This is a genomic window from Paraflavitalea speifideaquila (genome assembly GCF_032395985.1).
In the GTDB taxonomy this organism is placed as follows: Bacteria; Bacteroidota; Bacteroidia; order Chitinophagales; family Chitinophagaceae; genus Paraflavitalea; species Paraflavitalea speifideaquila.
Genome location: NZ_CP135920.1, coordinates 4,321,228 through 4,346,247 on the forward strand (window position 1 = coordinate 4,321,228; position 25,020 = coordinate 4,346,247).

A 25,020-nucleotide genomic window follows, 5' to 3' on the forward strand; every position below is an offset into this window, starting at 1 on the left:
GCAAAATACACTTTAGCAAATTCTAAATCCCACCCCTAAACCCTAAATCCTTAATCCCCCGTATCTTTGCCCCGACATGGCAGAAAAAGAACAGTAGCATTTCATACACTCGGTTGTAAACTTAATTTTTCAGAAACCTCCACCCTTTCCCGTTTATTGGAGAATGAAGGTTTTGAGAAGACTGATTTTGATAATCAGGCAGATGTGTATGTTATCAACACCTGTTCCGTAACAGATAATGCCGATAAAGAGTGCCGCCACCTGGTACGCCGTATTCAACGCAAATTCCCCGAAAGCCTGGTGGTGATCACAGGTTGTTATGCACAGTTAAAACCCAGGAAATTGCCGAAATTCCAGGCGTAGACCTGGTATTGGGAGCTGCTGAAAAATTCAATATTGCCCAACATATCCGCGAACTGGCCAAAGGCGACTCAGCCAAAATTTGCAGTTGCGATATCGAAACCATCACTGGGTTCAATGCTTCTTATTCTCTTAATGACAGAACCCGTACTTTTCTAAAGGTGCAGGATGGCTGTGATTACAATTGTTCCTTTTGTACCATTCCCATGGCCAGGGGGAAAAGCCGTAGCGATACCATAACCAATGTGTTGTGCAATGTAGAGGAGTTGGCCACCACCGGTGTAAAGGAGATCGTTTTAACAGGGGTAAATCTGGGCGATTTTGGCAAAGGGGACGATGGAATGGCTATTGCCGAAGGTGGAAAGAAGCCCTATAAAGAGAGCTTCCTGGATCTGATAAAGGAGTTGGATAAAGTGCAGGGCATTGACCGTTACCGTATTTCTTCGATAGAACCCAACCTCCTCACCAACGAGATCATAGAATTTGTAGCTAATAGCGATAAATTCATGCCTCATTTCCACATGCCCCTTCAAAGTGGCAGTAACCACATTCTAGGCCTCATGAGGAGGCGTTATAAACGCGAATTGTATGTCGATCGGGTAAACCTGATCAAGACCCTCATGCCGCATTGTGCAGTAGGTGTGGACGTCATTGTAGGCTTTCCCGGCGAGTCAAATGACCATTTCAAAGAAAGTTTTGACTTTTGCATGCCCTTGACGTAACTTATCTCCATGTTTTCACGTATTCAGAAAGAGATAATACCAGGGCATTAGAAATAGAACCTGTTGTTCCTGTCAATATCCGGAATGATCGAAATAAAACACTGCGTAACTTATCCTATATGAAAATGCAGTATTTTACCCAACTCCATGCTGGTCAAACACGTAAAGTGTTATTTGAAAGGCATGAAAAAAATGGTATGATGGAAGGCTATACCGACAACTATATTAAAGTGACCATGCCTTACAGAGCCGAATATGCCAACCAGGTAACCGACTGCAGATTGTAAACAATTATGAATTGTTATGTGTTACTTGAAATGGATAGTATGAAGAAATTCCAGGTTACGATACATTTTGAAATGGACGATGAATTCATGTCCCTGGTTCCCTCCCACCGTGTGTACATTGATACTTTAATAGAGAAGGGCATCATAGATCAGTATGTGGTGTCTATGGAAACCCAGCGTGTATGGATCACTTTTACCGCCCAAAACAAGGAAGAAATAGAAGAATACCTCGTTAAATCTCCCATTCATAAATATTGAGCTATGAAATTGATGAGCTCTTTATCTATGATGGCCAACATTACCGTCTCCCGGCTGTACAATTGAATTAGGAGGTCAAACGTCTTTGACAACCAAAAGCTGTACAAAGTTTCTCGACACTTCCATTGCCGATTCACCACTGCCGATCAATACAACCACCAGTATTTATATAATGCGGGAAATTCTCTTACAAGTCCATACCAGTCTTTTATTGCCCTGTAGCCAGAGCTGGCGCCTTCTACCTCCGGAAATCCTAGCTTTTTAACAATGTATTTACACCGGGTAATATGGTAGTAGCTACTTACAACAACAGCCGCCCTATATCCAGCAGATCGATTCAAAGAAAGGAAATTAACTGCCGTCAGGTAACTATTGTCCCCTTCATTATCTACCCAGATATCTTCCTCCCTAACCCCTTGCTGCAACAGGTAATTCCGCATGGCATCTCCTTCCGGGTATTCGGAAGTGCCGATCCCTCCACTAACCATTATTTTTTTCACTTGCTTATTGCGGTAGAGTCTTAGCCCTTCATCTACCCTTCCCTGCAGCCAGGGCGATAAACTGCCATCGGCAAAAGCCGTACTGCCAAAAACAATGGCGATACCTGCCTTACCCGTAAATTCCTGGAACCCATCTTTTACCACCCATATACAGTGCAAAAAGAACCAGGCAAGGAAAATAAGAGTAATGATGCGGAGCTTGTTCAACATGGGTTTGCGTGCTTGTTCCTATTTGCCCAGCCAGGCGGGTTTTGTTTTCAGTATCTTTTATAAATGGGGCAAGCTTCAATATGTGCACCAGGAAGGTAACCAATGCTCATTAGGAAGGAATGTACGATCTCTCCTCCCGTAAAAGGAAGGTCTTTTTAAATAACTTCACCCATTCTTCCTTCGTTTGCGGATGATGCGCCCCTAGCCATTGCTGAAAAGACCCAAATTCCTTTTGTAGCTGCCGAATGCGTTTGGCATTTTCTATCGCGGCATTAATTTTTAGCCGGTTGCGTATGATGCCCTCGTCCTGTAGCAGCTTGGCTATTCTTTTATCCGTGTACCTGGCCACCTTATCAATATCAAAATCATCAAAAGCCTTATAGAAATTCCCCTTCTTTTTCAGGATTGTAAGCCAGCTCAATCCAGCCTGATTGATCTCTAATACAAGCCGGGCAAACAATTCATTGTCACTCCCGATGGAGAAGCCATATTCATCGTCATGGTAATGAATATGCACATTACCAGGCTCCATCTCCCAAACGGCCTCACAATAACTTTTTTGGGTGCTTGTGCCATAAATGAAAACCGCAAAAAATAACAGTAAAAGAAAGAAGGTTTCGGGCATCAAAAATAGCCGGGCCCATAACCTAAAAAAAAAAAAAAAGAAATTGCCTTAATTTTTTTCTGAATAAAGGATTTAGTACCTTTTCTTTGTCTATGCGCTGTTACTTTTGATCATGTTTAGCACGTTCTGCACCGTTCATTTTGTCAGTTTTGCATCGTGTCCCTTGCCTGCTGTGGTTAACAGCAGTGATGCCCGGCAACCATGGGCGCCCCTAAATCGAAGGCTCTGAATGAATCGAATTTCGTTTATGCCGGTTTGAAGTAGCACAAACCAGCATTACAAAATCCCTATTATGATCACTTCAACACATCCGTTGAGCATTTTGGTGGTGGAGGATAACCCGAGTGACTATTTCCTGTTCACAGAGTACCTTCGTTTAACCGGTTTACCCATTCGTGAATTGTTTCATGCCGAAAAATTGCAGGCTGCCCTGCAAATAGTTCAGGAGGAAACACCAGACCTGATTTTCCTCGATCTCACCTTGCCCGACAGCGAAGGCCTCCAATCATTTGTTCGTATTAATGAGCAGGCGCCTCATATTTCCATTATTGTACTTTCTGGCCTCCCGGACACCCAGGTGGCCCTCAATACCATTGTCATGGGCGCACAGGACTACCTCCTGAAAGGCGAGTTTGATGAAAAACTACTGGCCAAGTCGATCCAGTATAGTATTGAACGCAAAAAGATCCTGCAAAAGGTAGTGGAAAACTATGAACGTTACAATACCCTGATCAAAGCCACCAACGATACCATCTGGGATTGGGATTTGAGAACCCATGAAATTTTGTGGAATGAGGGCATTACCAACATCTTTGGATTTAAGCCAGTAGATGTGCAAAATACCATTGAATGGCATAACCAGAAAATACATCCGGATGACAGGGATAGAGTATTGCAGAAAATTAATGACTGTATACAGGAGGGAAAAGACCAATGGCAGGAAGAATACCGTTACCTGTCAGCAGCAGGCACTTATCGCTTTGTATACGACCGGGGTATATTTTACGCAATGACCAGCGCCGACCCTATCGTGTTATCGGCGCAATGATGGATATCACCGAAAGAAAGAAAATGCAGGAAGAACTCCTGCGAAGCCAGATCGAAACCCAAAAACTGATTACCCAGATCACTATTCAAACACAGGAACAGGAAAGAAGGGAAATCGGCCGGGAGCTCCACGATAATATCAACCAGATTTTAGCAACAGCCAAATTGTGTGTGGATATGGCCATCAATGACGAAGATATTCGCAAAGAACTCTTGCACAAGAGCTATGAAAATATTTCAAAAGCCATTAATGAAATAAGATCATTATCCAAAAACCTCGTCCCCCATCCCTGGGCGATATTGGCCTTAAAGAGGCTTTGCTGGAAATGATTGAGAATATGACCGTCTCGCCCGAACTCCATATTCGTATTAAAGCCAACGATCAGCATATTGAAACACTCTCCAACAATAAAAGCTGATCCTTTACCGCATCGTACAAGAACAAATGAACAATATTGTAAAACATGCCCGCGCTACCCATGCTGATATAGAGTTGAAAACTTCCCGTAAGAAAGCACATCTTGTTATCAAAGACAATGGTATTGGGTTTGACCCGAAACAAAAAGCCAAAGGTATTGGCTTGAATAATATCGTAAGCCGGGTAGAAATGCAAAATGGCAATATGGAGATCATCAGCAGTAGTGGCCAGGGCTGCGTATTGAAGGTGGATATACCCTTGTGACCACGCGAAGTATGCCGGAGATCATCAAGCCCCATGCTGCCAGCCGAAATGCTTTTCTAATATTCCCAAAACGATTTCCTGAGTAAGTGGTTTATTACGGAAGCTGGAAATATAGCTGATCCTGCTAGCTTTCAACTCATCTTCCGGATTGAACGAGGTGGTTAGCATAACAACAATAATAGATGCTTTCAGTTCAGGAGATAGCTTGTCATACCGTTCCAGAAATTCCCAACCATCCATAGCAGGCATATTGATATCCAGTAATATCAGTTCTGGCGTAGATAGTTGGCCACTAACTACAGTTTGCTGTTTGCCCGATAGGTACTCCAGTGCTTCGCGGGCACTTTGGGCTACCTTCACTTCTTTCACCATACCGGTTTCCTCAATGATCATCTTATTGAGGAAGTTAGTGGGCTCATCATCGTCAATGAGCAGCACGCAATCTAGTTTTCTTTTCATTTGATCACTGATTTTCTGAAATGGTAAAGAAAAAGGTGCTTCCGGCGCCGGGTTCCGATTCTACCCATATCCTTCCTCCATGTAATTCTACAATCTTTTTGCAGTGTGCCAGCCCAATGCCCGAACCATCATAATCAGTACGGTTATGCAGTCGCTGAAAAATTACAAATATACGTTCCAGGTATTGCGATTCAATTCCAATTCCATTGTCCCTTAAGGAAAATTCCCAAATTCCACTATTCTTTACTGCGGTGATTTCCACCAGCGGAGGTACACCTGGCCGGCGGAACTTGATAGAATTGCTAACCAGGTTCTGGAAAAGCAGTTTCAACTCCGTGGGAAAACCGTCAATCAGCGGTAGTTTCCTGCCTTTATTTCAGCCTTACTTTCCCGGATTACCCGGTTGAGGTCGGCCCTTACCTGCTCTACAATACTATTGCAATCCACCTGCCGTCTTTCTTTTTCGCGCCCCAACCTTGAATAGTCCAGTAAGTCCCTGATAAGTATTTTCATACGGTCCGACGACTGAACAATATAATCCAGGTACTTATCCGCGTTGTCGTCCAGCTTTCCTCTGTACTGCTTGCGCAACAAATCTACAAAGCTCGAAGTTGTTCGTAGCGGTTCTTGCATATCGTGCGAGGCTACATAGGCAAACTGCTCCAATTCCTTGTTTTTCGCTCCAGTTCTTCCGTTCTTTGTCTCACCTTTCGTTCAAGCGTGATATTCGTATCCCGGATCACTTTTTCCAGCTGTTTTTCTCCGACGCGTCCCGGATCGCAGCCGTGAGCATCAGGCCTTCTTCTGTTTCCATGGGACTAAGGCTCATTTCAACCGGAAACTCGTGCCCGTCCTTACGCAATGCAAATAGTTCAAATCCTTCTGCTACCTGCGTCGATTGTGATGTATCATAAAATCGAAACCGCCTGAATGGGTGCATCTTTTCATACCGTGGCGGCATCAGCCCTTCAATACGCGTACCCACCAATTCTTCCCGGCAATAACCAAACATTTTTACTGTTTGTGCATTGACCAATTGAATAATTCCTGCTTCATTGACAACAATTACACTGTCGGGTAGCCTTTCCAGGAAATTCCTGAATTTTGTTTCTGCTTTTTCCGTTGCTCTACCTCCTCTTCCAGGTCGCGGGATGACCGCAAAGTAAAAGCCTTGGGCAAGATCTTTATGAGGTAAAATACAGTTATCCAGCTAATAATTCCTGTGATAGCGCGTACCAGCGCATTGACCCTGTAAACCGGAAACCAAAATGTGACGGCATCAAAGAAATGGGTGGCTCCACAGGCCAATATAAAGGCCGCAAATAAAAAATATAAACGGATGAACTGTGCATCGTGCTTCCGCGTAATAAAACGAATGATTATAAAGGGGATTGCAAAGTAGGCCGACCAAACCATGAGGTCACTGATAATGTATAGCCATCCATGGAACTCCGTCCATTTTCCGCAATGCCAACGAGGGGGCCAATCAGAGGTTTTCAGTAATTTCGCAAAGAATTCTACAACCTGGTTCATGCATTAGTATTGGCTCATCCCTATCGATCAACTGGAGGGCTACAGGCAAGCCCGGCCAGCCCACATTTCGAATAGGATGAAGGTCAGGCTTAAAGATACAATCAAATTTTATTATAATATACTTCACGGTTTGCACTGACAATGAGCAACAATCAATGCCCAAAAGGATGGGTAACACCTGATTTTGCTGAAGATAAACAATAAGGTCAGCCATATGACATAATAAAATCGTTCATTGGCCACACAAAAGACCCTGGAGTCTTTTATTCTTGACCCTTTTAGGCATATTTGTGGAAAATGTGTAGCATACAACTATGAAAACCATTCCTTTTGTCTTATTCTGCTGTTTGATTGCCGGTTGCGGCCAAACTCCCCAAAATACAGGCCATGAACCGCCAGCCATTGTCAATCCTGCTGCCAGTATCCCTCCTTTTCGGGATACCGTACAAAAAGCCCCGGTTGCCGAATACCGCATTAAAACAGATAACCCCTTAAATGATTGGTACTTTTCTGTCCGGTTATTTGAAACCCATAAAACCTTTTACTACCTTATTCGTCTCCAATTTGAAGAGATAGAAGGTACCGACACCCTCAAACTACCCAATTTTGGCATTATGCCCCGGCCGGAGATCCGCAAAGGTCCTGAAAATTATTCCTGTATCATCGGTTTTATGGACAAAGACAATCAATTCAGGGAGTATAAAAAAGTATATGTAGTGGGCGAACGCCTGAAGATCACAGCCCTGAAACATTATGCTGTCTATACCTACCAGGACGAGAAATAACTCACCTCTCACCTCTCACTTCTCACCCCTTGCCTTCTACAACGAATCAAGTATCTTGTAGATAACTATCAAATACTACATGGAAAGACAAATTACTTCCTGGTATAGCCCCTCTCTCAATAAAGAAATGCCCATAGCTACTTATGGATACTATGGCTTTGCTTTATTACTCATCCCTACTGCTGCAGCTGATTACCTGGAATATGAACGCTTTGGATTAATAGAGTCTCTACAACCCTTCGTCGATGCAGGGAAAGTAAAACTATTTTCCATCAACAGCATCAACACCGAAAGCTGGATGAACAATGAGATGGAACCTCGTAATAAAGCCATCAGGCATCGCCAATGGAATGATTACGTATATGAAGAAGTAATTCCTTTCATCCATACCCACACAAGCCAGGAGACCCCCATCATTGTATCCGGCGCTTCATTCGGTGCACTTCACAGCGCCAATTTGTTTTTCAAAAGACCGGATCTGATGAATGGTTGTATTGCCATGAGCGGCGTATACGAATTGACTGAATACACCAAAGGCTATTTTGATGATGATGTGTATTTTAATAGCCCCATCCATTACATGCCCAACCTGACAGATCATAATATCCTGGAACAGATCAGGCGCAGCCATCATATTCATTTACTTTCAGGCAGTGGTGATTATGAAGACCCTGAATCTGCACGCCGGTTTGCGGGGATACTGTATGGTAAAGGCATCAACTACGAGTTGGATGTCTGGGGGCAAGAGTGGCGGCACGACTGGACTACCTGGAAGACTATGTTGCCCCATTATTTGGGCACCAGGTTCTAGCGCCTTACATGAGTTTGTTAATAAGCGTAATGAAATCCTCCCGTTCGATCATCTGGCCGCCCAGCGATTCGAGGTGCGGGGTGTGTACCTGGCAATCGATCAGTTGAATACCTTCCGCTTTTAATAATTGAACATAGCTAATAAATGCATATTTGCTGGCATTGCTGACCCGGGTAAACATGCTTTCTCCACAAAAACTTTCCCCAGCCTGATACCATACAGCCCACCCACCAATTCTCCATCCTGCCAAACCTCTGCACTGTGTGCATAACCTGCTTTATGTAAGCCTATATAGGCTTTTTCTACTGCCGGAGTGATCCAGGTGCCTGTTTGACCCTGGCGCCTGATGGACTTGCACTGCTGTATAACAGCTGCAAAAGCCTTATTAATCGTAAATGTAAAAGCATCCTTTTTAATAATTGCTGCATGCTCTTGCTCACTTTTAACGTTTCGGGGAATAATACAAAACGCGGATTGGGGCTCCACCACAGTATATGGGCTCCTTCATACCAGGGAAAGATTCCCTGTCGATATGCCAGTAAGAGCCGGTCGAGCGAAAGATCGCCGCCCACGGCCAGCATGCCGTCAGGTTCAGCAAGATGAACCGGAGGGAAATACAATTCTTTTTCTAAAGCAAATAAAGGCATACCAACAGTGTTAGGTTGCCACTACCTCAATCGTAGCGCCGATGCTCCTATCTGTAATGGCATCGCATTGAGGTTTTAATTCTTCGTAAGTACCTTGCTTTACAGCATATTTCCCCTGAAAATGGATAATATAGGCGCATTGTTCCGCCTGTTCGGCGCTATGGCCACATACCTGTACCAGGGTCTCTATTACCCATTCAAAGGTATTCACTTCATCATTCCACACAATTAGACTACAGGGATCTTCACTTTCCGTGAGTACATCCACATCTTCCGATTCATAAGGGCGTGTAGGTCCGTCAAATGCCATAAACTCATGGGTATTAATGACACAAATGTATAAAAAGCCTTTAACCCGGGCAAGTGGTGGGATAATTATGCCTGGGGTGACTGAATTTTCTTAGAATCAATTACTTAGTAGGTATCAATTGTTTGGTTTGAGTCCCTGTTAACTTCAGCCATATTCTTTTATTTTGATGATTATTGCGTATTTTTCCGAGTAGGCAGAAATTCGCAGCACACAGTGACCGTTAAATTAGGGCACACTGGCTATTTTAACTTAAAACAGTTACAACAGAGCTATCAAATATTTCGAATTGAGGCCAATAAAGTAAAATAACAATCCGTAAGAAAGAGTATCTATGCAAAGTTTTTAACGTTGAATACCATGCCAAAAAGTAAATACCTACAAAAATTTGACTCGCACTAAAAGAAGAAAGGTTGTAAATCAACTATTACAACCTTTTAAAGTGCCCAGAACAGGAATCGAACCTGCACTACCTTTCGATAACAAGATTTTGAGTCTAGCGCGTCTACCAGTTCCGCCATCTGGGCTCTTGCTTGGGGTGCAATATTACGCTTTTGTACAATTGCCGCCAAAACCTAATTATTTTTTTTTCAGGATTTCTCCATAAAAGTTCATGATAGTGAAGGGAATGCGAAGTCCAAAGGAGGCTCAACAAGCGTCTGTAATTCCTGCTCCCCTTCTGTAGCCGGCGCTTACAAAAGGGCCTCACCCGCCAGCGGGAATGACCTCCGGGGTGAGCCGCTCCTGGGAAGCGACCAAACCCGGCCCCGGAAAGACCAAACAAATATCAATACCGTTTCCCCACCCTTCCATATTTGAAAAGAATTGGATAATTTAAAGCCGTAAAGCCAATTCCTCTGAACCTGACCCGATTAAGCAGGTAATTTAGTGGCGCATTAGTCGTATCCGTCCCCTATCCATCCCAACCACCATTTGATTAATACTTCCACCGGAGCCCGGCTCCTGGCCGTCCCTATATTCTTAACCAGACACCAACAGCTAATTTCGACAATGAGTTTTTACGCTTCCAAGAGATTTTACCTCAAAACCGGGGCAGCCCTGGCTGTAGCCATGGGTATCCTGGCCACCGCGGGCGATGCCTTTAGCACCTCCAATACCATTGTTGTTTTCCTGCAGGAAAAGTGGGGTTTCTAAAAATACGGTCGCCACCGTTTTATTGATCATGGGGGTCATCATCGTTTTGGCGGTACTGGCCAAAGTGGTGAAGGACTCTTTTATGTCGTCCAGGAAAACCTTTACTACCGACGAGGAAAAAAAGAGCCCGTAAGGCCTACCTAAGCTTGATGAAGAAAGACATTGGCAACAGGGTAAAAAGCTCCATCCACTATGCACGGTATGTAGACCTGCAACTGAAAGCATCCAATTCGCATATTTCCGCCTTCCATTTTACACTCCAGGGTATCCATGAAGAAGAGAAGATCATCGACTCCATCAACCCGCTCATTGAAGGAAAAGAATTCAGCATCCTGCTCCTGGGGCCCCGGGAGCAGGAAAACCACCACGGTACTAAACTGTGTAAGCTATTGTATTGAAGAGGCGATCAAAGAAGAGTCCGGCGCCATCCCCATCCTCATCAACCTGTCCAAGTGGCGGAAAAATGAAGGGTTCGTGCGTTTATTTAAACGGCAGCATAACAGTAGTAATGAAGAGGAACTGATGACGATGGGACTGGACGAATGGGTGGTTAAAACAACAGCCAGCCTGCACCGCTCGGGTCTCAACCGCGCTATTGTACGGTCCTGGCTGCAAAAAGAGAAGGTCATTTTATTCCTGGACGGACTGGATGAGGCGGATGAATCGATCAGGAACATTATAGTCGACAAGATAAATGCCTTTATAACCCGCTACCCTACTATTTCGCTGCTGGTATGCAGCCGCCTGGCCGATTATGAAGCATTGGTCAATACCTCTAAAGTGAAGCTGAAGCTGGATGCCGCGGTAACGATTAACCCGTTGACGCCAAAACAGATCAAAGAATACCTCGACGCCGCCCAGGCCCCCAACTGCAGGAACTGCTGGATAACGATGAAGAGCTGAAGGAAATGGCCAAATCACCCCTAGACCTCAGCATCATGGCACTCGCCTGCCGGTATACAGATTTTAAAACCGTGCTTTTGCAGCAAACGCATTCTATTACCAAAAAGCGGGTAGCCCTGTTTGATGCCTATGTAAAAGCCATGGTACAACGGGAACAAGGCAAAAGATTACCCGACTCCCACCTGCATGATGCTGATTTTATTAACCTGCCTGTACCTGAAAAAAAAATTGTCCCGCCTATACAGGTACCTGGAATGGATAGCCCAACTACAAAGTGAAAGGTCTGTCTCCACCTTCTCCACCAGTAAACTTTATGACTACTTATCGGAAGATGAAGTGGGGAATGAAAATAGGGTGATTAACCCCAAAGGATATATTCAAACGGTCAATGGGGTACTGCTCTTTAGTACCCTGGGTTTGCTGGCCCTGCTTTTTATGCCTTATTACCCGGTGCTTATACTCGCCGGCTACCTATTGGTGATCACCGCCGGCTACTTTTATGTGAGTTATTTAAGACTGGACGACGCGCCGGATAGCAAGGCGTTTTATGCCATAGGATATGTAATTGGCTGGCCAGTGGTCATGCTCGTAACAGTGGTGCTGTATATCCCCTTTGTTGCGCTGTTCACCACCTGGCAAGGCAGTATAATGGGCATCCTGGTGGTATTTGCTGTTGGTTATATGGCCATTGTATACAGGATCGGTAAATTGAGTGCATCCCTATTGTTCAAGGCGTTTAACAAAGCACCCTGGTGGAAGCACCTGATCACCGGGGCAATCATAGCCATACCTCTATTGTTCTTGTATTATTACAATACAGTAGTTTATTACAGATGGGTTTTTATGTATATGGGCGTTGTATTGATCAACGCAGCCATCCTCAACGACGAAAAACCTACATTCTGGGAATTTTTAGGTAACAATGTATATTCTATATCTGGCGGGATTGCCGGCTTCCTGCTCTTTCAGCAGCCGGGGCTCATGGTGCTGTTGCTGATACAAATAGTGATGGCGATTGCGCTGTTGGTCTTTTAGACAAGCAACTGAATTACCAAACCCTGGGTGTATTCCTGGGTGCTTTTCTCGGCGCGCTGGCAGGCCTCCTGGTGTCTCCTGGATACTCCTTTTTAATAGCCCTGGCGGCAGGCGTTTTTCTATGGTTTTATGGAGCTTCGGTTTGGCAAAAGGACTTCATTTTATTGGCAGCAGGATACTGCTTTCACGGCTCAAGCTGGAGAAAAATTGCCCTGGGCTTTTAGTGGCTTTCTGCATTATTGTACCCGGGCGCTTTTATTAAAACGAAGTATGCATGAGTTTGAGTTCATCCATCGCCGGATCAGGGATTATTTTGCTATCCGGCAATTCCTTCCCTTATTAGAACTATCGGCCGTTTCCGCCCGGGCCTCTGCCATTCTACAGATCAGCAAACTGAAAGATGCCAGTTGTGACGTATTGCTGGAAATGATTGACGATAATGATAAAGGCATCCGGCTGGAATGTCTGTCCGGCCTGGGGAAATTGGTACCGTAACGGCCGCCAAATCGCTCCTGGAAGCCATCAAAAGACCAGTGGCGAGCTGAATGAATTGGCCATTGAGAAGCTGAAGGGCATTAAAGATATTGCCGCCACTCCCCTGTTAATTCAAGCCCTGAACGATTATGCGGTGGGTACGCCTGTTTTTAATGCCTCCCTGCAGGCATTGGTGGAAAACCTGGTGCGTTTATCTGCCTGGGAAAATGAAGCAAAAATGAAGGCATATCTAAGCGGCCCCTCCCCAAATACGAGGAGCAGATCAACCGGGAGCTTTCCAACAGGGCTGCTCCGGTAGAAAAAGCAGGGTGCAACTGCTACTGGAGCGATACGGCGGTATATATGGGGGTATTTGAATAAGTTAAAGATTATAGTAGAATAAAAAAGTGCATTTATTGCACTGTCCAACCTGAAACTTGCTACAGGCTTGACTTTCGGGGCAGAGAGTCAATCGAAAAACTATCTATTTAATGCGTAGGAATCGGGTACACCTAAAAGTTAAAACTTCCATTTCGGTAAATCTTCGGTATAGTTTCTTACTGTCAGGATATGTAAAGAAGTTTGTTTTTACGCAGATAAGGGGATGTAAACTACTGCAAGTCAACGTCTTTTGATTTTAATACACTCTCCATCAATTCCCGCCTCAACTTACTATAGAGTATATCAAAAGCTCAAAAAATCTGGAATCAAACACTTGGATTAGGGTGTTTAGCTCCTCTCGGAACGTGACAAGTTCCGTTTTGTCACTGTACTTAGCTCTGATGTAGCCTGATGCCTTATCCATAAAAACGGTATCCATCAAATCCATCTCATAAGTAATTAAGCCCCTCTCTCGTTCAGTGTCTAAAGTATTGGGTATTAATAATTTAATACCAATAATCCGCTGATAAAGGAAGTACGCTCTTTTAAGCAGGCTTTCGACCTCCAAATACAACTTAAACCACACTTCGTCTTTAGCTGGCTCTTGTTTTTGGTATAGCCGATTCCAATATTTATTGTCTTTTCGCGATACCCCTACATTACCCCCTGCACCATGACCCTGCATTTTCGGTAATTTATCGGTAAACATTTCACCGATTCCGGTATTGAACCACCCTACATTTACGTTAAGTAATTCAAAAGCTTTTTTGAGACTTTTTACTCACACCAATACGCTGTCTTTCAATATCTGTAATGGTTCCCTGGCTAACATCTAAAGCTTGCGCCATCTCTTCTTGAGTCTTAAAGAGTTGCTTTCTAACCTCTTTAAACCGCTCGTTAATTGCTTTGTCCATAAAAAAATACCGAAAAAGTTACAAATACCGAATTAATACAGTTAAATTGCCTAAAATATCGGTAAAAACTGTCGTTTTTCGGTATTTAAAATTGATAAATCTATGCACAAAGTAGTTATTAAAGCCGAAAATATAAAGAAAAGCCTACCACATGGAGCTATCGGAGAGATTGCCAGACTCGCCAAAGTCTCCCGTGATACTGTTCAAAATGTTCTATCCGGGAAGTCTCAAAACCTGAAAGCATTAAAAGCCATCAAGACGTATTTGGATGACCTCAAAGCCACAAAGGATGCCATAGCCAACACGGTAGATAGCTTGGATATTGAAAAACCAATTTAACTCCTATGGGAAAGCCAATACTTTTTCGAAATGACGCGCTTTACCTTTCTTATAAATTCATTGCCTCTTTCGGTATTCCAGAACAGACAATAAGCGCCTGGAGAAGGAGAAAAATAGGATCACGAATTTATGAAGGCAAAGAGGCGTACATTGATTACTCCTCAATTCCTGACCAAACAAGATGGAAGCTGCCTCCAGAAGCTGTTATCAAAGCAACGTACAGGACGCAAAAGGCAGAGATACTCACTGAAGAGATTACCTCAAAGCTGGAGAGCGCACTATCTGCCAATTATTCAAAGTGGTTCAACCTTTTCAAACCAAAATACCCTCAACTCCCAACGGAAAAATTGAGAGAAGCAGCCATTAAAGCGGTCTCAATAGAGTGCGTGTTGCAATTGGATGGAGATAAAGGAGAGAAGAAAGCAGCTTTTGAAGCATACAATAAAGTGGTAGCCCGCCCCTATGACTCTGAACACGCTTTTATAATGCCCTCACCAAAGCCCGACAAAAAGGCATTGAATTTATTGCCGTTGATAAACGTGCTCTAAAGGAGCAAATGGAAGAAAGGTATGATCCTGCTGTTTACAACTGGCTCCGTCAGCTATCCGGCTCTCCTGTTAAGTTGACAAATGCAAAGATTCATGAGGCCATTGTAAAACTCTGCAAGGAGGCTAATATCAATGTGGTGCCAAGTGTAGAATGGGTAAAAAAACACAGGCGAAGGGCGCTGAAGAATCATGAAATCTTTAAGAGTCGGTATGGTGCTCAAGCTGCCATTAACGAATTAGAGCCTTATGCCAAAATAAACCATGCCAAAAACGCAAACTCTCAATGGCAAATTGATGGCTTCACACTGCCCTTCTACTTTGGAAAGATCGGAGAGTATAATAAGTTGGTCTTCTTTGCTGTAGTTGACAGCCACAGCAAAAAAATGTTGGGTTACTCTTTTGGTGAATCTGAAAACACCCTTGTAATTTTTGCAGCCCTGAAGGATGCTGTCTCAAACACTGGCTATCTGCCTGCGGAGTTTGTTTGTGATAACCACTCATTCAACAAAACCGATGAGGCCAAAGACCTAAAAACAAAATTGGACTCATACGGCATCCATTGGACTGTTTCTCACAACCCCCGTTATAAATCTATACTTGAGCGCACGTTTAAGCACTTTAATGAGCACTTCTTAAAGAATTACCCAGGGTGGACAGGCCAAGGCATATTAACAAAGGATAAAGAAGGGAGACCGGCTCAAGAGTATATTGATAAGTTTCAAAAAGCAGGCTACCGCCTCACTGAAGATCAAATCAGGATCAATGTAATTGAGGCGGTTGAGCATTATAACAATACTGTCCTGAAAAAGCACAGTAAAACGCCTGCTCAAATGTATTCAGAAAGCAGCAAGCCTCATGCTATAGAGGTTAACCTGTTTGAGCAAGCGCGAATATTCATACCCTGCAAAAAAGCTAAAGTACAGAGAGGGCAAATCAATATCACAAGAAGAGGCGTATTGTATGAGTATCAATTGAGCGCCGACCTGATGCACCAATACAATAACCAAGAGGTATTTGTCCGGTATGAGAACCTTCACGATGAAATCTACATCTCAATATTAAGAATGACAGCTTTATTGGAGTAGTAAAAATAAAGCGCGGCATCAATGGTGCCAAAGTAGATCAAACCCCGAAGACATTGAATTGCTTTTAAAGAATAAGGGGAGGTTAAAGGGTTATACGTCCAAAGCCAAAAAGGAAAACGAATCAAAGGCGCATCCCGATGCTTTTGCAGACCTCAACAAAATCAAAGCTCCCAAAGAATTATCTCAACAGCTTGAGAACAACTATGTACGATACAGGGCCGGAGAATTGGGGATTGACTTAACAACAGTAGTCACCGGTTTACCTGTTGATGAGTTCACACTTGAATCACTTCAACCTAAAAGCAAGTTGGAAAATAAAACGCCTTTCAAAGTTGACGGCAAACATCAGATTGCCATTGATAATGATGAAGAGTTGCTTGACTAATAAAAAGCCTCTCTTGCAAGCAAGGGAGGCAACTTTTGAATCTTAAAACTTCAAACAAAATATAATCAATATGAACTCAAAAGTAGTTAAAACAGAAGAGGTCTCAAAAGAAAACATTTGCGAAGCCTTGCGTGAGTACTGCAACGCCAAAGGGGTTTCTCAAAGGGTAGCCGCTACCAAAATTGGGGTAAGTGATGCTACAATCAATAACGTTCTAACCGGGAAATGGAATGTCATTAGTGAGGAAATGTGGAGAAAGATATGGAATGCTGTTGGTACTGGTAACAAGGAGCCATTGTTCAATACTGCTGATCATTTGGCTATTAAAAAGCTTTGCAGTACCGCCCGTAAAAACCGGCTTATGATCGGCCTAACCGGTGATACCGGAATGGGTAAGACAAGATCATTGGAAAGTATTAAAAGAGGCCGGAATACTTTCTATATAGTCTATAAAAAGACAATGAACGCCCGGCAGTTTTTGTGCACTATCCTGAAAGAATTGGGGATTGTTTTTGAAGGCAATAAGTATGACATGGTTAACAGGATTGCAGAGGAGTTAAACGTGTTGACATCTCCCCTGTTGATCATTGATGAAGCTGGTAAATTGCCTCATACGGTTATGCAGTATTTACATGACTTGAGAGACTACACAATCAACAATTGCGGCATTGTCCTGGCAGGTATGCCCTACTTTGAAGAGAACCTTAAAAACATGCCCGGAAGCAAAAGGAAGGATGTGCAGAGTTTTTAAGAAGGGTAAACCTTTGGCATAGAATGACCGGATTGAGCAGGGATGAGATTGAGTTTGTGTGTGCTCAAAACGAAATCACAGACAAGGCAACAGTTAAAGAGTTTTACAGTAACAAGCGTTTTGGTGACCTGTTAAACCAAATCCTGCTATATAAGATTGACCTTATTGCTTCCACAGATACAGAGTAAATATTATTCCCAAACTACAACAACAATAATTATGACCTACTCAACAAATGCACAAATTGTAAAGATTCACATACTGTTAAGCCAGTTAAATTTAATGGACTCCAAAAATGAACTGGTTGCCCGTTTTTCCAATGGCAGGACAGTGAGCACAAAGGAAATGACGCTTACAGAGGCAAGCGATTTAATCAAGGCTCTTGCTCAATATGATCCTTGTGACAAAATGCGTAGGACGGTTTTTGCACTGGCTTATGAAGCTGGTATTATATGGGGTGATACCCTGGAGGATAAAAAAATGAACACCATAAAGCTCAATCAGTTTCTTTTAACCAGGGGGCTGTAAAAAGAGATCGGCTGTTTGTCATACAGCGAGTTGGTAAAAGTAGTTAGCCAGTTTAAAAAAATAGTCAGCAAGAATGTTGAGCAAAAAGCTGCTAAAGCAACATCTTCTTTACTGGAAGAGCTACACATTGAAAGCTCCTTTAAAAAGCACTCCAAAAGCATATGACTCTTATAAACCCAGCCTAAACTGTACAAAATCTTTAATCTCCCAAAAATCCTACTATGGTTAAAATAACTGATACTTCCCTGATCATCGAAATACCAACAGAGCATGAGGCTCCATTGGTAAAGCTTGCCAATATGCAAGCAGGCTTACTGGAGCTTGTTTCTTTGGTGGATCATGAAGGGGCGGGCAGGGAAGCTCAAAACGGCTTATTTGCTCTAAAAGCACTGCTTCAAGAGATGCTCCTTTCTCCAGGGCAGCTCATACGGATCACACAATTGGCCAAGACTGACTCTGCTTTAATGAACTCATTCCAATAACATGAAACAGAATAGCATTTACAGTAAAAAGGAAATGGTTGGCAAGCGCCTCAAAGCCCGTTGGCTGATCACGGTTGAAGGGTTTACCTGTAAAGATGCAGCCAGTGCAATTGATGTTTCATATAAGACTGTTTTAAAGTGGTATCACAGATACCAGTGGAAGGATGCGAAGAAAGGGGCCATTGAGGAGACCGGAGGCTTTCACCTGTATTTTGGCTATTTCCTGAATTACGTAAGGAGTACCAACCCCTCTATACATAACCAGGTTAAAGACCTGTGGTTTGCCTACCTGAAAAAGCTGCAAGACAGGTACTACCCGGAAAAAGTGTTTCATGATGAAGAATAGCCTGAAGAGGCGAAGATTGAACGCCCGCTGTTTCCACAGTGGGTTTTTTATTGCCTCAACATCCCTTTTGCGGTTGTTAAGGTGTGGAGTCAGCGGGTATAGAGGCCCTCAAATATCCATTATAGCCCGCACTATATCCCTTAAAACCGCTGCATAAATACAATGAAATCCCTCTTTTTTGAGCTATAGAAATAACACAACATGCTGATATTCAATTGGTAGTGCTGATTTTATAGGTATTTGACCACGTTTATAGGGAGTATTTTGTGATTTTCGGGCCTTATTACGATCAATCTGGAGTCTTTTCAATAAAAAATAGATGGTGTTTCATGCTCTTTATGCTGCTAATAATGGGTTGTTTGTTGACTCTTTTGGTGGATTTGGAATACTTATAAGCGGGTGACTGTGACCGTGAATATGTGAACTTTATTAAACCATCTGTCTGATCTATCTTTACTGCAAGCTTCTGCATCTTTAAGCTTTCCATCTCCATCAATCTTCATACATCTTCAGGCTGCTGTTGGATCAACAGCAGAGTTGCACTTCATTGGTTTTATTAATGGATTAGATACAAGTGAGCGTCATTCGATAAGTTTTAAATACGGTGTACTCACATGCAGCAGCGGGTTTCCGGGCAATATTATTTATCATTCATACAAACTCCACCAAATGAACAAGCTGAATAAAGAATTTCTGATTACTGATAGTACCGTCAATGTTTACGGCTTCAGGCTCCTAACGTCAGGCTACCTGATGGATGAGTTTAAAAAGAATCCTATTGGGTATTATATGCACAAGCGTGAAGAGGGTGTATTGGTTCGATGGGAGGGTTTTCGCGTCGAGGGTGATGCTGTATATGCAAAACCTGTTATTAACATGAGCCACCCAAGGGGGAGCAGACTGTTCAAGAGATTCAGGATGGTTTTTTGAATGGTGCCTCTGTTGGTAATATCGTTGTGGTTGAGTCGAGTGATGAACCCTCATTAAAGAAGCCAGGACAAACAGGCCCGACAATCACCAAATGGTATCATAGAGAGTGCTCTTTGGTTGATATTCCCGGTAATATGAATAGCCTCTCCTTATTCGATGTCAACGGTCAGCCGGTAAACTTGAGTGACTTGAGGACTGAAAAGAAGAAAGCTGAAAATGCGCCTGTTAAAAAGCTGGAGGGCAAAGCTGCCCAAAAGGCTGCAAAAAATATTGATGAGCAGCTTTCTGAAGCGTTTAAAAAGAATACCATCAATGAGCAGACCCTACACAAGTTAAGAACTATATATAAGGATGACCCGGAAGGGTTGGCTCAAGCGCTGGAGGAATATGCTGATAATAGAAGGCTTGCCTTGCTATACTGCTCATGGGAAACCTTAGATAGGCAGGGCTTGCTTGAGGAGTTAAAAGAAAGGGATTTAGAAGGGTTTAAAGCGAAATACAAGCAGACATTCAACCGCGATTATAAATCATAAATCAAAAATTCACAAACATGGAAAAAGTATTGATTGAGTTCAGGGAAGGAAGCTACCGTAGTCAGATCGCCAGCTTTGAGGCCGCTGCTGATTTGATACAAGAGGTAGTAACATTTTATTTGGCATCGGGCCTGCCTCCACTTACTACTAATTGCTTATACAGGCTATTTAAGGAGCCAGAGGCGTTGTTGCTTGATAAAATGACAGATGGCCAGCCTATTGTTGTTGGCAATGTTCAACTATGTAGAAAAAGGCTATCGAGCTATTACAAAAGCCAGAAGGGTATGACCAGTTATTAAACAAGGTCGGTGAGGTTGTAAAAAAACTGGCTGATTCACTTTATCCACCACAAAACCTGCAAATTACCCCGGCCACTTTATCTGCCTTGTTTGAGTTAAATGAGGCTGGTGCTGTTATCTTGAAAGAATCCTTGAAGGTGTCGGTTGAAAACGGCAACAAGGTGTTTGCTGAAACTGATGCGGCAAAGGCTATGCTTGAGTTTGCAAAGGGTGTCGCAGAAAAGTATTACGAATTGGGCATTGATAAGATGCACCCTGGAAAGCCTATTGGTGAAATTGTCTCAACTGTATTTGAATCCACCAATGGTGTTTCCCGGATAAAGGTGTCGGGTGTCTCCAATTACAACAGCAATCCTTATTTCAAAAAAGCTACTGCTGTTTAGGTTGAAGCAATGGAAGTAGTGCTTGATCCTTAATAGCGCTACTCCCATATTTTGCTTCCTATAAAAGTATAGTACTCGCTTTGTTTTAAAACAACTATTCTGCCTTATGCGTCAGGTGATCCGTGGTAACAATAAAATATTCAAGGACATTTTTAGTGAGCAAACAACTCAAGAGGGTTCTAAGCCAAAAAAAGGCAGGAGCATTGAGTTGAATGCAAAAAGAAATGAGTGCTTGATTGATCGCTATTTCTATTATGGCTTTACAACCCAAAACCGGTATGAGGTGATAATTGAGAAGCTTTCGGTTGAGTTCTTTCTTAGCACGGTTACCATACCGAAGATCATAGATGACAATTATGCAATGTTGGCAACCAAAAAAAGCGAGTATAAAGACATTGCAGTTGATCGCTTAAAGCGAAAGCTTGCATCTAAGTGGCCGCATTTATCATGGTGATACTACCGATTTAAAAAGCGTTCTAATCTAAAGGTAATTTTTATGAGCAACACATCTGTAATAGTAGACCTCGCCAAGCTTTATCAAAAAACGTTCGGCTCCCATCCTTATGTCATCAATGAAGAGGGAGAAGTTGCACAGGACACAACTGAAATGTTTCAACTGCCGCAAACTTCAGCATTAAACAAGTTCACATCAAAAGGCGGTATAATTTCAGAGAGCCTGAACGGGGTGGAGATAATGCTTCCTGTGCGACTTTATCAGGGGCCAAATCTACTAATGTACCTGCCATATGTAGTGGTGAAAATTAGTAGCAAAAAGAATATCATCAAAACTCCTATGACTGAAAGAAAGGGGACAGTGAAGGAGCAATACAGTATTGATGATTATGTAATAGGGATCAAGGGTTTTTTGATAGGGCAAGACAGACAGTTTCAGAGTCAGAGCTTGAGAAGCTAAAATTGATCTTTGAGACAAATACGGCTGTTAATCTGGAGAATGCCTTAACTGATATTTTTTTACTTACTCCAGGAGTGCCGCCCAATGAGCAGAAGCGAGTTGTAATCACCAGTCTGGATTTACAAGAGGTACAGGGAGGTAGACTTCATGTAAGGCCGTTTTCAATGGAGCTGGAGAGTGACTGCATTTTTGTTTTGGAGTATGATAATTGATACCTTAAAGAGAGTTGTACTTTGAAAAAGTCGCTATTGAGCGGCTTTTTTTTGTTATAGGGCCACTTGTGAAATTTGATAGTTACTGTTGAGGTTCTTTATAGTTTGCGTGTATTAGATAGGATGCTTTTAATAAACTGTACACACATTGGCAGGTAAGCAGCAAGAGGGAGCGGTCTGTCCCTTGATTATAGTATTGATTATTTGAGTTGCCTGCATCATACCAGTCCCACAATTCCATTTTACTGTAGTCCCAGGTAAACGAGTTACAAAATCGTTCAATGGTTATTTTGCATTGTGCAGGCATGTCAAGTTTGGTCAATAGACTCTTTTCTTGATCTTCAGTTAGCATCTTATGTTTGTTCGCTTCATTAAGGGTGTTTAAGGCTTCAATTAACGGTATAACGCTATTATAATATTTCATTAGATCAATACGACGAGGTGCAGATTCATAAGCACTGTTATCATTCCCTAAAGCAGCTTGCAACCATTCCCAAAGTGTTGTCAAATACTCATCCAATTCACACCACCCAAACGCAACTCGCAAAACACCAAAGGCATTGTCATGGTGCAATGCCCACAAGTCGTTGGCTATTGAGTGCGATCTTATTTTCATCTCATCATTCATGGGTTATGATTTAAAAATGAAAAAGCGGCCATCTCCCGTTTATGCAAACATAGGAGACAGCCTTTTGGTATCTGCCCAGTTTTCGGCAATCAGGAATACATAGAAATCGGCAACAACTGATACATAGTTTTCGGCAACAACGGTGCAGAGAAATCGGCAACAAAGAGTGCAGAGCTTTGTGGGTTAATCAATACCCCATTCATGGCGCTGACACCGTATTTATCGAAGCTTATGACGTATCACGAAGTACACAGATTATCGAGAGAAGGATTTTCCATCAGTTACATCAGCAATCACCTGGGTTTAAACTGGCGTACTGTAAAGCGCCTGTTGGTGGTAGAGGATGACCGTGATTACGAGGAGATACTGCAACGTGGGGTAGAAAAGGATTGTATATTGGATCGCTACGAAGTGTTTATAAAGTTGAAGCTGGAGCAGTATCCCGACACCTCATCGGCACAGATGCACGACTGGCTGAAAGAACATTACCCTGATCTGCCTTCCGTATCTGTGAGAACCGTATTTAATTACGTATCCCGTGTACGCCAGCGGTACCAGTTAGTGAAAACCGAAGGGGTACGGGTGTATGAGATGGTGCCGGAGACACCTTATGGAGCGCAGGCACAGGTCGACTTTGGGCAGTACAATATGCGTAACACACAGGGTGGTAGGGTTAAAGTATACTTTTTTACACTAGTGCTGTCAAGATCCCGGTATAAGTACGTCTTTTTCTCACAGGAACCCTTCACTGCCATCACCGCTATAGAAGCCCATGAGCATGCCTTTGCCTTTATAGAGGGACTGCCTGATACAGTGGTATACGATCAGGACAGGTTGTTCATTGTAGATGAGAATAAGGGAGATCTGATCCTTACTGAACAGTTCAGGGCCTATAGCAGCCAGCGTAAGTTCAAGCTGCACTTCTGCCGTAAATCCGATCCGGAAAGCAAGGGAAAGGTAGAGAACGTCGTAAAATACGTAAAACAGAACTTCCTGTATAATCGCTCCTTTAGCGATATAGATACCCTGAATGCAGAAGCACTGGCCTGGCTAAGCAGAACAGCCAATGAGTTACCCCATAGTACCACCCGCAAACAGCCCATACAGGAATGGATCATAGAAAAATCCCTGCTTCATCCTTATACGCCACTGGTACTGCAAGGGCCTAAAGGAACGCTTTATGCCGTTCGTAAAGACAACAGCTTCTCCTATAAAGGCAACTTCTACTCTTTACCTTCCAGCACCTATCAGGGACGCGGCAGCCAGGTGCTGCTGGCAAGGCAAGGCACCTGCATTGTTGTCTATAATTTAGAACACCAGGAACTCTGCCGCCATCTGATCAGCTCTGGCAGCGGAGAGAAAATTATTAACAATGATCATCGCCGTGACAAGAGTCCTGCTATACAGGAGCTGGAAGACCAGTTCTGCTCACTGGTCAGTGATGCTGAAGCTGCCGGCAGGTTCATCTCTGCCATCCGGCAGGATAAACCTCGTTACATACGCGACCAGTTACTGCTGCTGATACAGGTGGCGCAGCATTGCCAACCGGTTATTGCAGCGCAGGCATTAGCCTATTGTCTGAAGATTGGAGCAAAAGGAGCTGCCGACTTTAAATCAGTGGTGCTGCATCTGAACAACGAGCTGGAAGATCAGCAAGCCCCTGTAGTGTACCTCAATCCACTAAACCACAAAACACCCACAGAGGCACTAATACAGCCTGACACCAGCTCTATTAACGATTACGATATGTTTTAAACACACACAACAGCAATACATGGAACAAAAACAAATGATCAGGCAGTACTGCCAGCAGTTTAACATGACTGGCGTAAACAAGGTAATAGACGAACTTATTACCGATGCGGAAGCCAGGGCGCTGGGGTATATTGATTATACCCTGGGCTTCCTGACCACCGAAGCAGAGTACCGCAGGCAAAGAGACATCAAAAAGCGGCTAAAACTGGCCACCCTGCCCCGATACTGTGATCTGGCAGCTTATGACCCAGCCTTCACAAATGGCCTTAGTATTACCCGGCTACATCAATTACGGGAGCTACACTGGATGGATCAGATTTTTAATATCATCTTGATGGGGCCATCCGGTACAGGAAAAACATTCCTCTCGGCAGGACTATGCAATGAAGCGGTAAAGAAAGGCTATAAGGCTTACTTCCGCACTATGGACACACTTATCGGCACGCTTAAGATGAAGGAGATTACAGCCTCCGCAAAGGCTGAATACAAGCGTCTTTTAAACGCCCACCTGATTGTAATAGACGACATCATGCTGTTCCCCGTAGAAAAGAAAGAGGCGGTATTACTGTTCAATTTTATTAACCAGGTTTATGAAAAAACATCTTTCATTATTACCACCAATAAAAACCGGCGGAATGGGCACAGATGCTTAATGATGAGGTGCTGGCAACGGCACTACTGGATAGGCTACTATACCAATGCGAAGTGATTAACCTCACTGGAAAGAGCTACAGGCTTAAAAATCGCAAAACTATTTTTGAAGAACAGAACAACTAAATCTACTTTTGAGCTCTGCACTCTTGTTGCC

At 43.2% G+C, this 25,020-nt stretch carries 45 protein-coding genes, 1 tRNA gene and 1 pseudogene; 33 read left to right on the forward strand and 14 right to left on the reverse strand.

Annotation, left to right across the window (positions count from 1 at the left end):
- Positions 1-66: 66 nt before the first annotated feature.
- Genes RS881_RS29650 through RS881_RS29665 form a run of 4 tightly spaced genes read left to right on the forward strand, consistent with a single transcriptional unit; the run spans position 67 to position 1,627 of the window.
- On the forward strand, positions 67-363 hold the full coding sequence (locus tag RS881_RS29650; RefSeq protein WP_315814036.1) for a hypothetical protein: 297 nt from the start codon (positions 67-69) through the stop codon (positions 361-363).
- Entirely contained in the window at positions 315-1,082 is a 768-nt protein-coding gene (locus RS881_RS29655) for a radical SAM protein (protein WP_315814037.1), read from the forward strand. Before RS881_RS29650 ends, RS881_RS29655 begins: the two co-directional genes overlap by 49 nt.
- Positions 1,064-1,369, forward strand: a complete 306-nt coding sequence (locus tag RS881_RS29660) for a hypothetical protein (RefSeq protein WP_315814038.1) — start codon at positions 1,064-1,066, stop codon at positions 1,367-1,369. Before RS881_RS29655 ends, RS881_RS29660 begins: the two co-directional genes overlap by 19 nt.
- Before the next feature lie 18 nt (positions 1,370-1,387).
- Positions 1,388-1,627 (forward strand): hypothetical protein, encoded by a 240-nt coding sequence (locus RS881_RS29665; protein WP_315814039.1) that lies wholly within the window; start codon positions 1,388-1,390, stop codon positions 1,625-1,627.
- Positions 1,628-1,773: 146 nt separating this feature from the next.
- Here the strand turns inward: RS881_RS29665 and RS881_RS29670 are convergent, their stop codons facing one another.
- A complete protein-coding gene (locus RS881_RS29670; protein WP_315814040.1) occupies positions 1,774-2,337 on the reverse strand; it encodes a YdcF family protein in 564 nt (187 codons plus the stop codon).
- A 109-nt stretch (positions 2,338-2,446) separates the two neighbouring features.
- Positions 2,447-2,869 carry a DNA-3-methyladenine glycosylase I gene (locus RS881_RS29675; protein ID WP_315814041.1) on the reverse strand — a complete coding sequence of 141 codons (423 nt, stop codon included), beginning with the start codon at positions 2,867-2,869 and terminating at the stop codon, positions 2,447-2,449.
- Positions 2,870-3,254: 385 nt separating this feature from the next.
- Here RS881_RS29675 and RS881_RS29680 point away from each other — a divergent pair, with 385 nt between their 5' ends.
- The 3 genes from RS881_RS29680 (at position 3,255) to RS881_RS29690 (ending at position 4,691) form a co-directional block, all read left to right on the forward strand.
- A complete protein-coding gene (locus RS881_RS29680; RefSeq protein ID WP_315814042.1) occupies positions 3,255-4,010 on the forward strand; it encodes a response regulator in 756 nt (251 codons plus the stop codon).
- Entirely contained in the window at positions 4,007-4,339 is a 333-nt protein-coding gene (locus tag RS881_RS29685) for a histidine kinase (RefSeq protein ID WP_315814043.1), read from the forward strand. Before RS881_RS29680 ends, RS881_RS29685 begins: the two co-directional genes overlap by 4 nt.
- Positions 4,340-4,454: 115 nt before the next feature.
- Positions 4,455-4,691: a sensor histidine kinase gene (locus tag RS881_RS29690; RefSeq protein WP_315814044.1), complete on the forward strand. Its 237-nt coding sequence runs from the start codon at positions 4,455-4,457 to the stop codon at positions 4,689-4,691.
- A 24-nt stretch (positions 4,692-4,715) separates the two neighbouring features.
- Here RS881_RS29690 and RS881_RS29695 read toward each other — a convergent pair whose 3' ends face one another.
- The 5 genes from RS881_RS29695 to RS881_RS29715 form a co-directional block, all read right to left on the reverse strand.
- The gene (locus RS881_RS29695) at positions 4,716-5,150 is read right to left on the reverse strand and encodes a response regulator (RefSeq protein WP_315814045.1); all 435 of its coding nucleotides are present in this window, start codon (positions 5,148-5,150) and stop codon (positions 4,716-4,718) included.
- A gap of 4 nt (positions 5,151-5,154) precedes the next feature.
- The gene (locus RS881_RS29700) at positions 5,155-5,481 is read right to left on the reverse strand and encodes a sensor histidine kinase (RefSeq protein WP_315814046.1); all 327 of its coding nucleotides are present in this window, start codon (positions 5,479-5,481) and stop codon (positions 5,155-5,157) included.
- 20 nt (positions 5,482-5,501) lie between these two features.
- Complete coding sequence (locus RS881_RS29705) at positions 5,502-5,816, reverse strand: sensor histidine kinase (protein WP_315814047.1); 315 nt, start codon at positions 5,814-5,816, stop codon at positions 5,502-5,504.
- 73 nt (positions 5,817-5,889) lie between these two features.
- Positions 5,890-6,303 carry a PAS domain S-box protein gene (locus RS881_RS29710; protein WP_315824652.1) on the reverse strand — a complete coding sequence of 138 codons (414 nt, stop codon included), beginning with the start codon at positions 6,301-6,303 and terminating at the stop codon, positions 5,890-5,892.
- The gene (locus RS881_RS29715) at positions 6,216-6,683 is read right to left on the reverse strand and encodes a hypothetical protein (RefSeq protein ID WP_315814048.1); all 468 of its coding nucleotides are present in this window, start codon (positions 6,681-6,683) and stop codon (positions 6,216-6,218) included. The genes RS881_RS29710 and RS881_RS29715 overlap by 88 nt, the downstream gene beginning before the upstream one ends.
- A gap of 314 nt (positions 6,684-6,997) precedes the next feature.
- Between RS881_RS29715 and RS881_RS29720 the strand changes: the two genes are divergently transcribed.
- Both RS881_RS29720 and RS881_RS29725 read left to right on the forward strand, forming a co-directional pair.
- Positions 6,998-7,468: a hypothetical protein gene (locus RS881_RS29720; protein ID WP_315814049.1), complete on the forward strand. Its 471-nt coding sequence runs from the start codon at positions 6,998-7,000 to the stop codon at positions 7,466-7,468.
- A gap of 79 nt (positions 7,469-7,547) precedes the next feature.
- Positions 7,548-8,279, forward strand: a complete 732-nt coding sequence (locus RS881_RS29725; protein WP_315814050.1) for an esterase family protein — start codon at positions 7,548-7,550, stop codon at positions 8,277-8,279.
- 4 nt (positions 8,280-8,283) lie between these two features.
- Here the strand turns inward: RS881_RS29725 and RS881_RS62610 are convergent.
- The 4 genes and pseudogenes from RS881_RS62610 to RS881_RS29745 all read right to left on the reverse strand — a co-directional run bounded on the left by RS881_RS62610 (position 8,284) and on the right by RS881_RS29745 (position 9,760).
- Positions 8,284-8,699: pseudogene (locus RS881_RS62610) on the reverse strand (leucyl/phenylalanyl-tRNA--protein transferase).
- Positions 8,582-8,926 (reverse strand): hypothetical protein, encoded by a 345-nt coding sequence (locus tag RS881_RS62615; protein WP_315814052.1) that lies wholly within the window; start codon positions 8,924-8,926, stop codon positions 8,582-8,584. Before RS881_RS62615 ends, RS881_RS62610 begins: the two are co-directional and overlap by 118 nt.
- 10 nt (positions 8,927-8,936) lie before the next feature.
- Complete coding sequence (locus RS881_RS29740; protein WP_315814053.1) at positions 8,937-9,236, reverse strand: ATP-dependent Clp protease adaptor ClpS; 300 nt, start codon at positions 9,234-9,236, stop codon at positions 8,937-8,939.
- A gap of 440 nt (positions 9,237-9,676) precedes the next feature.
- Positions 9,677-9,760: transfer RNA gene (locus RS881_RS29745), tRNA-Leu, on the reverse strand.
- 484 nt (positions 9,761-10,244) lie between these two features.
- Between RS881_RS29745 and RS881_RS29750 the strand changes: the two genes are divergently transcribed.
- The 7 genes from RS881_RS29750 (at position 10,245) to RS881_RS29780 (ending at position 13,119) form a co-directional block, all read left to right on the forward strand.
- Entirely contained in the window at positions 10,245-10,388 is a 144-nt protein-coding gene (locus RS881_RS29750; RefSeq protein WP_315814054.1) for a hypothetical protein, read from the forward strand.
- A gap of 149 nt (positions 10,389-10,537) precedes the next feature.
- Positions 10,538-10,786 (forward strand): hypothetical protein, encoded by a 249-nt coding sequence (locus tag RS881_RS29755; RefSeq protein ID WP_315814055.1) that lies wholly within the window; start codon positions 10,538-10,540, stop codon positions 10,784-10,786.
- Positions 10,787-10,862: 76 nt separating this feature from the next.
- Complete coding sequence (locus RS881_RS29760; protein WP_315814056.1) at positions 10,863-11,291, forward strand: NACHT domain-containing protein; 429 nt, start codon at positions 10,863-10,865, stop codon at positions 11,289-11,291.
- A 5-nt stretch (positions 11,292-11,296) separates the two neighbouring features.
- Positions 11,297-11,569, forward strand: coding sequence for a hypothetical protein (locus RS881_RS29765; RefSeq protein ID WP_315814057.1), 273 nt, complete (start codon positions 11,297-11,299; stop codon positions 11,567-11,569).
- Positions 11,520-12,326 carry a hypothetical protein gene (locus RS881_RS29770; protein WP_315814058.1) on the forward strand — a complete coding sequence of 269 codons (807 nt, stop codon included), beginning with the start codon at positions 11,520-11,522 and terminating at the stop codon, positions 12,324-12,326. The genes RS881_RS29765 and RS881_RS29770 overlap by 50 nt, the downstream gene beginning before the upstream one ends.
- Positions 12,327-12,596: 270 nt before the next feature.
- Positions 12,597-12,821 (forward strand): hypothetical protein, encoded by a 225-nt coding sequence (locus RS881_RS29775; RefSeq protein WP_315814059.1) that lies wholly within the window; start codon positions 12,597-12,599, stop codon positions 12,819-12,821.
- Positions 12,766-13,119 carry a hypothetical protein gene (locus RS881_RS29780; protein WP_315814060.1) on the forward strand — a complete coding sequence of 118 codons (354 nt, stop codon included), beginning with the start codon at positions 12,766-12,768 and terminating at the stop codon, positions 13,117-13,119. The genes RS881_RS29775 and RS881_RS29780 overlap by 56 nt, the downstream gene beginning before the upstream one ends.
- Before the next feature lie 345 nt (positions 13,120-13,464).
- Here RS881_RS29780 and RS881_RS29785 read toward each other — a convergent pair whose 3' ends face one another.
- Together RS881_RS29785 and relB are read right to left on the reverse strand one after the other, a co-directional pair.
- Positions 13,465-13,890 carry a hypothetical protein gene (locus RS881_RS29785; protein ID WP_315814061.1) on the reverse strand — a complete coding sequence of 142 codons (426 nt, stop codon included), beginning with the start codon at positions 13,888-13,890 and terminating at the stop codon, positions 13,465-13,467.
- A 46-nt stretch (positions 13,891-13,936) separates the two neighbouring features.
- On the reverse strand, positions 13,937-14,095 hold the full coding sequence (gene relB / locus RS881_RS29790) for a type II toxin-antitoxin system RelB family anti-toxin (protein WP_315814062.1): 159 nt from the start codon (positions 14,093-14,095) through the stop codon (positions 13,937-13,939).
- A 102-nt stretch (positions 14,096-14,197) separates the two neighbouring features.
- On the opposite strand from relB, the gene RS881_RS29795 reads away from it, so the two are divergent.
- The 14 genes from RS881_RS29795 to RS881_RS29860 all read left to right on the forward strand — a co-directional run bounded on the left by RS881_RS29795 (position 14,198) and on the right by RS881_RS29860 (position 21,617).
- Positions 14,198-14,434 carry a hypothetical protein gene (locus RS881_RS29795; protein WP_315814063.1) on the forward strand — a complete coding sequence of 79 codons (237 nt, stop codon included), beginning with the start codon at positions 14,198-14,200 and terminating at the stop codon, positions 14,432-14,434.
- Between the two features lie 5 nt (positions 14,435-14,439).
- Complete coding sequence (locus tag RS881_RS29800) at positions 14,440-14,982, forward strand: hypothetical protein (RefSeq protein ID WP_315814064.1); 543 nt, start codon at positions 14,440-14,442, stop codon at positions 14,980-14,982.
- Between the two features lie 8 nt (positions 14,983-14,990).
- Positions 14,991-16,067 carry an integrase catalytic domain-containing protein gene (locus tag RS881_RS29805; protein ID WP_315814065.1) on the forward strand — a complete coding sequence of 359 codons (1,077 nt, stop codon included), beginning with the start codon at positions 14,991-14,993 and terminating at the stop codon, positions 16,065-16,067.
- A 58-nt stretch (positions 16,068-16,125) separates the two neighbouring features.
- Positions 16,126-16,452: a hypothetical protein gene (locus RS881_RS29810; RefSeq protein ID WP_315814066.1), complete on the forward strand. Its 327-nt coding sequence runs from the start codon at positions 16,126-16,128 to the stop codon at positions 16,450-16,452.
- A gap of 70 nt (positions 16,453-16,522) precedes the next feature.
- On the forward strand, positions 16,523-17,203 hold the full coding sequence (locus RS881_RS29815; RefSeq protein WP_315814067.1) for an AAA family ATPase: 681 nt from the start codon (positions 16,523-16,525) through the stop codon (positions 17,201-17,203).
- A gap of 156 nt (positions 17,204-17,359) precedes the next feature.
- Positions 17,360-17,731: a hypothetical protein gene (locus RS881_RS29820; protein ID WP_315814068.1), complete on the forward strand. Its 372-nt coding sequence runs from the start codon at positions 17,360-17,362 to the stop codon at positions 17,729-17,731.
- A gap of 221 nt (positions 17,732-17,952) precedes the next feature.
- On the forward strand, positions 17,953-18,213 hold the full coding sequence (locus RS881_RS29825) for a hypothetical protein (protein ID WP_315814069.1): 261 nt from the start codon (positions 17,953-17,955) through the stop codon (positions 18,211-18,213).
- A 1-nt stretch (position 18,214) separates the two neighbouring features.
- The gene (locus RS881_RS29830; protein WP_315814070.1) at positions 18,215-18,559 is read left to right on the forward strand and encodes a helix-turn-helix domain-containing protein; all 345 of its coding nucleotides are present in this window, start codon (positions 18,215-18,217) and stop codon (positions 18,557-18,559) included.
- A gap of 669 nt (positions 18,560-19,228) precedes the next feature.
- Positions 19,229-19,489, forward strand: coding sequence for a hypothetical protein (locus tag RS881_RS29835; RefSeq protein WP_315814071.1), 261 nt, complete (start codon positions 19,229-19,231; stop codon positions 19,487-19,489).
- On the forward strand, positions 19,486-20,022 hold the full coding sequence (locus RS881_RS29840) for a hypothetical protein (RefSeq protein WP_315814072.1): 537 nt from the start codon (positions 19,486-19,488) through the stop codon (positions 20,020-20,022). Before RS881_RS29835 ends, RS881_RS29840 begins: the two co-directional genes overlap by 4 nt.
- Positions 20,023-20,039: 17 nt before the next feature.
- Positions 20,040-20,321 (forward strand): hypothetical protein, encoded by a 282-nt coding sequence (locus RS881_RS29845; RefSeq protein WP_315814073.1) that lies wholly within the window; start codon positions 20,040-20,042, stop codon positions 20,319-20,321.
- Positions 20,322-20,407: 86 nt separating this feature from the next.
- Complete coding sequence (locus RS881_RS29850; protein WP_315814074.1) at positions 20,408-20,704, forward strand: hypothetical protein; 297 nt, start codon at positions 20,408-20,410, stop codon at positions 20,702-20,704.
- A 106-nt stretch (positions 20,705-20,810) separates the two neighbouring features.
- On the forward strand, positions 20,811-21,158 hold the full coding sequence (locus RS881_RS29855; RefSeq protein WP_315814075.1) for a hypothetical protein: 348 nt from the start codon (positions 20,811-20,813) through the stop codon (positions 21,156-21,158).
- A gap of 42 nt (positions 21,159-21,200) precedes the next feature.
- Positions 21,201-21,617: a DUF6046 domain-containing protein gene (locus RS881_RS29860; protein ID WP_315814076.1), complete on the forward strand. Its 417-nt coding sequence runs from the start codon at positions 21,201-21,203 to the stop codon at positions 21,615-21,617.
- Positions 21,618-21,911: 294 nt separating this feature from the next.
- Here the strand turns inward: RS881_RS29860 and RS881_RS29865 are convergent, their stop codons facing one another.
- Entirely contained in the window at positions 21,912-22,457 is a 546-nt protein-coding gene (locus tag RS881_RS29865) for a hypothetical protein (protein ID WP_315814077.1), read from the reverse strand.
- Positions 22,458-22,658: 201 nt separating this feature from the next.
- Between RS881_RS29865 and istA the strand changes: the two genes are divergently transcribed.
- Genes istA through RS881_RS60130 form a run of 3 tightly spaced genes read left to right on the forward strand, consistent with a single transcriptional unit; the run spans position 22,659 to position 24,989 of the window.
- On the forward strand, positions 22,659-24,212 hold the full coding sequence (istA, locus tag RS881_RS29870; protein ID WP_315814078.1) for an IS21 family transposase: 1,554 nt from the start codon (positions 22,659-22,661) through the stop codon (positions 24,210-24,212).
- 19 nt (positions 24,213-24,231) lie between these two features.
- Positions 24,232-24,921 carry an ATP-binding protein gene (locus RS881_RS29875; RefSeq protein ID WP_315814079.1) on the forward strand — a complete coding sequence of 230 codons (690 nt, stop codon included), beginning with the start codon at positions 24,232-24,234 and terminating at the stop codon, positions 24,919-24,921.
- On the forward strand, positions 24,873-24,989 hold the full coding sequence (locus tag RS881_RS60130) for an ATP-binding protein (RefSeq protein WP_350339967.1): 117 nt from the start codon (positions 24,873-24,875) through the stop codon (positions 24,987-24,989). The genes RS881_RS29875 and RS881_RS60130 overlap by 49 nt, the downstream gene beginning before the upstream one ends.
- Positions 24,990-25,020: the final 31 nt, after the last annotated feature.

What these genes read in the sequence shown, in the direction of transcription:
- RS881_RS29695 (WP_315814045.1), bottom strand. Translation starts at nt 5,150, where the DNA reads ATGAAAAGAAAACTAGATTGCGTGCTGCTCATTGACGATGATGAGCCC.
- RS881_RS29805 (WP_315814065.1), top strand. Translation starts at nt 14,991, where the DNA reads ATGGAAGAAAGGTATGATCCTGCTGTTTACAACTGGCTCCGTCAGCTA.
- RS881_RS29670 (WP_315814040.1), bottom strand. Translation starts at nt 2,337, where the DNA reads ATGTTGAACAAGCTCCGCATCATTACTCTTATTTTCCTTGCCTGGTTC.
- RS881_RS62615 (WP_315814052.1), bottom strand. Translation starts at nt 8,926, where the DNA reads ATGCCTTTATTTGCTTTAGAAAAAGAATTGTATTTCCCTCCGGTTCAT.
- RS881_RS29845 (WP_315814073.1), top strand. Translation starts at nt 20,040, where the DNA reads ATGGAAAAAGTATTGATTGAGTTCAGGGAAGGAAGCTACCGTAGTCAG.
- RS881_RS29780 (WP_315814060.1), top strand. Translation starts at nt 12,766, where the DNA reads ATGATAAAGGCATCCGGCTGGAATGTCTGTCCGGCCTGGGGAAATTGG.
- RS881_RS29855 (WP_315814075.1), top strand. Translation starts at nt 20,811, where the DNA reads ATGCGTCAGGTGATCCGTGGTAACAATAAAATATTCAAGGACATTTTT.
- RS881_RS29865 (WP_315814077.1), bottom strand. Translation starts at nt 22,457, where the DNA reads ATGAATGATGAGATGAAAATAAGATCGCACTCAATAGCCAACGACTTG.
- relB (WP_315814062.1), bottom strand. Translation starts at nt 14,095, where the DNA reads ATGGACAAAGCAATTAACGAGCGGTTTAAAGAGGTTAGAAAGCAACTC.
- RS881_RS29795 (WP_315814063.1), top strand. Translation starts at nt 14,198, where the DNA reads ATGCACAAAGTAGTTATTAAAGCCGAAAATATAAAGAAAAGCCTACCA.
- RS881_RS29675 (WP_315814041.1), bottom strand. Translation starts at nt 2,869, where the DNA reads ATGGAGCCTGGTAATGTGCATATTCATTACCATGACGATGAATATGGC.
- RS881_RS29740 (WP_315814053.1), bottom strand. Translation starts at nt 9,236, where the DNA reads ATGGCATTTGACGGACCTACACGCCCTTATGAATCGGAAGATGTGGAT.
- RS881_RS29825 (WP_315814069.1), top strand. Translation starts at nt 17,953, where the DNA reads ATGGTTAAAATAACTGATACTTCCCTGATCATCGAAATACCAACAGAG.
- RS881_RS29685 (WP_315814043.1), top strand. Translation starts at nt 4,007, where the DNA reads ATGATGGATATCACCGAAAGAAAGAAAATGCAGGAAGAACTCCTGCGA.
- istA (WP_315814078.1), top strand. Translation starts at nt 22,659, where the DNA reads ATGGCGCTGACACCGTATTTATCGAAGCTTATGACGTATCACGAAGTA.
- RS881_RS29830 (WP_315814070.1), top strand. Translation starts at nt 18,215, where the DNA reads ATGAAACAGAATAGCATTTACAGTAAAAAGGAAATGGTTGGCAAGCGC.
- RS881_RS29720 (WP_315814049.1), top strand. Translation starts at nt 6,998, where the DNA reads ATGAAAACCATTCCTTTTGTCTTATTCTGCTGTTTGATTGCCGGTTGC.
- RS881_RS29690 (WP_315814044.1), top strand. Translation starts at nt 4,455, where the DNA reads ATGAACAATATTGTAAAACATGCCCGCGCTACCCATGCTGATATAGAG.
- RS881_RS29725 (WP_315814050.1), top strand. Translation starts at nt 7,548, where the DNA reads ATGGAAAGACAAATTACTTCCTGGTATAGCCCCTCTCTCAATAAAGAA.
- RS881_RS29785 (WP_315814061.1), bottom strand. Translation starts at nt 13,890, where the DNA reads ATGTTTACCGATAAATTACCGAAAATGCAGGGTCATGGTGCAGGGGGT.
- RS881_RS29815 (WP_315814067.1), top strand. Translation starts at nt 16,523, where the DNA reads ATGAACTCAAAAGTAGTTAAAACAGAAGAGGTCTCAAAAGAAAACATT.
- RS881_RS29800 (WP_315814064.1), top strand. Translation starts at nt 14,440, where the DNA reads ATGGGAAAGCCAATACTTTTTCGAAATGACGCGCTTTACCTTTCTTAT.
- RS881_RS29680 (WP_315814042.1), top strand. Translation starts at nt 3,255, where the DNA reads ATGATCACTTCAACACATCCGTTGAGCATTTTGGTGGTGGAGGATAAC.
- RS881_RS29755 (WP_315814055.1), top strand. Translation starts at nt 10,538, where the DNA reads ATGAAGAAAGACATTGGCAACAGGGTAAAAAGCTCCATCCACTATGCA.
- RS881_RS29715 (WP_315814048.1), bottom strand. Translation starts at nt 6,683, where the DNA reads ATGAACCAGGTTGTAGAATTCTTTGCGAAATTACTGAAAACCTCTGAT.
- RS881_RS29775 (WP_315814059.1), top strand. Translation starts at nt 12,597, where the DNA reads ATGCATGAGTTTGAGTTCATCCATCGCCGGATCAGGGATTATTTTGCT.
- RS881_RS29765 (WP_315814057.1), top strand. Translation starts at nt 11,297, where the DNA reads ATGGCCAAATCACCCCTAGACCTCAGCATCATGGCACTCGCCTGCCGG.
- RS881_RS29875 (WP_315814079.1), top strand. Translation starts at nt 24,232, where the DNA reads ATGGAACAAAAACAAATGATCAGGCAGTACTGCCAGCAGTTTAACATG.
- RS881_RS29860 (WP_315814076.1), top strand. Translation starts at nt 21,201, where the DNA reads ATGAGCAACACATCTGTAATAGTAGACCTCGCCAAGCTTTATCAAAAA.
- RS881_RS29750 (WP_315814054.1), top strand. Translation starts at nt 10,245, where the DNA reads ATGAGTTTTTACGCTTCCAAGAGATTTTACCTCAAAACCGGGGCAGCC.
- RS881_RS29835 (WP_315814071.1), top strand. Translation starts at nt 19,229, where the DNA reads ATGAACAAGCTGAATAAAGAATTTCTGATTACTGATAGTACCGTCAAT.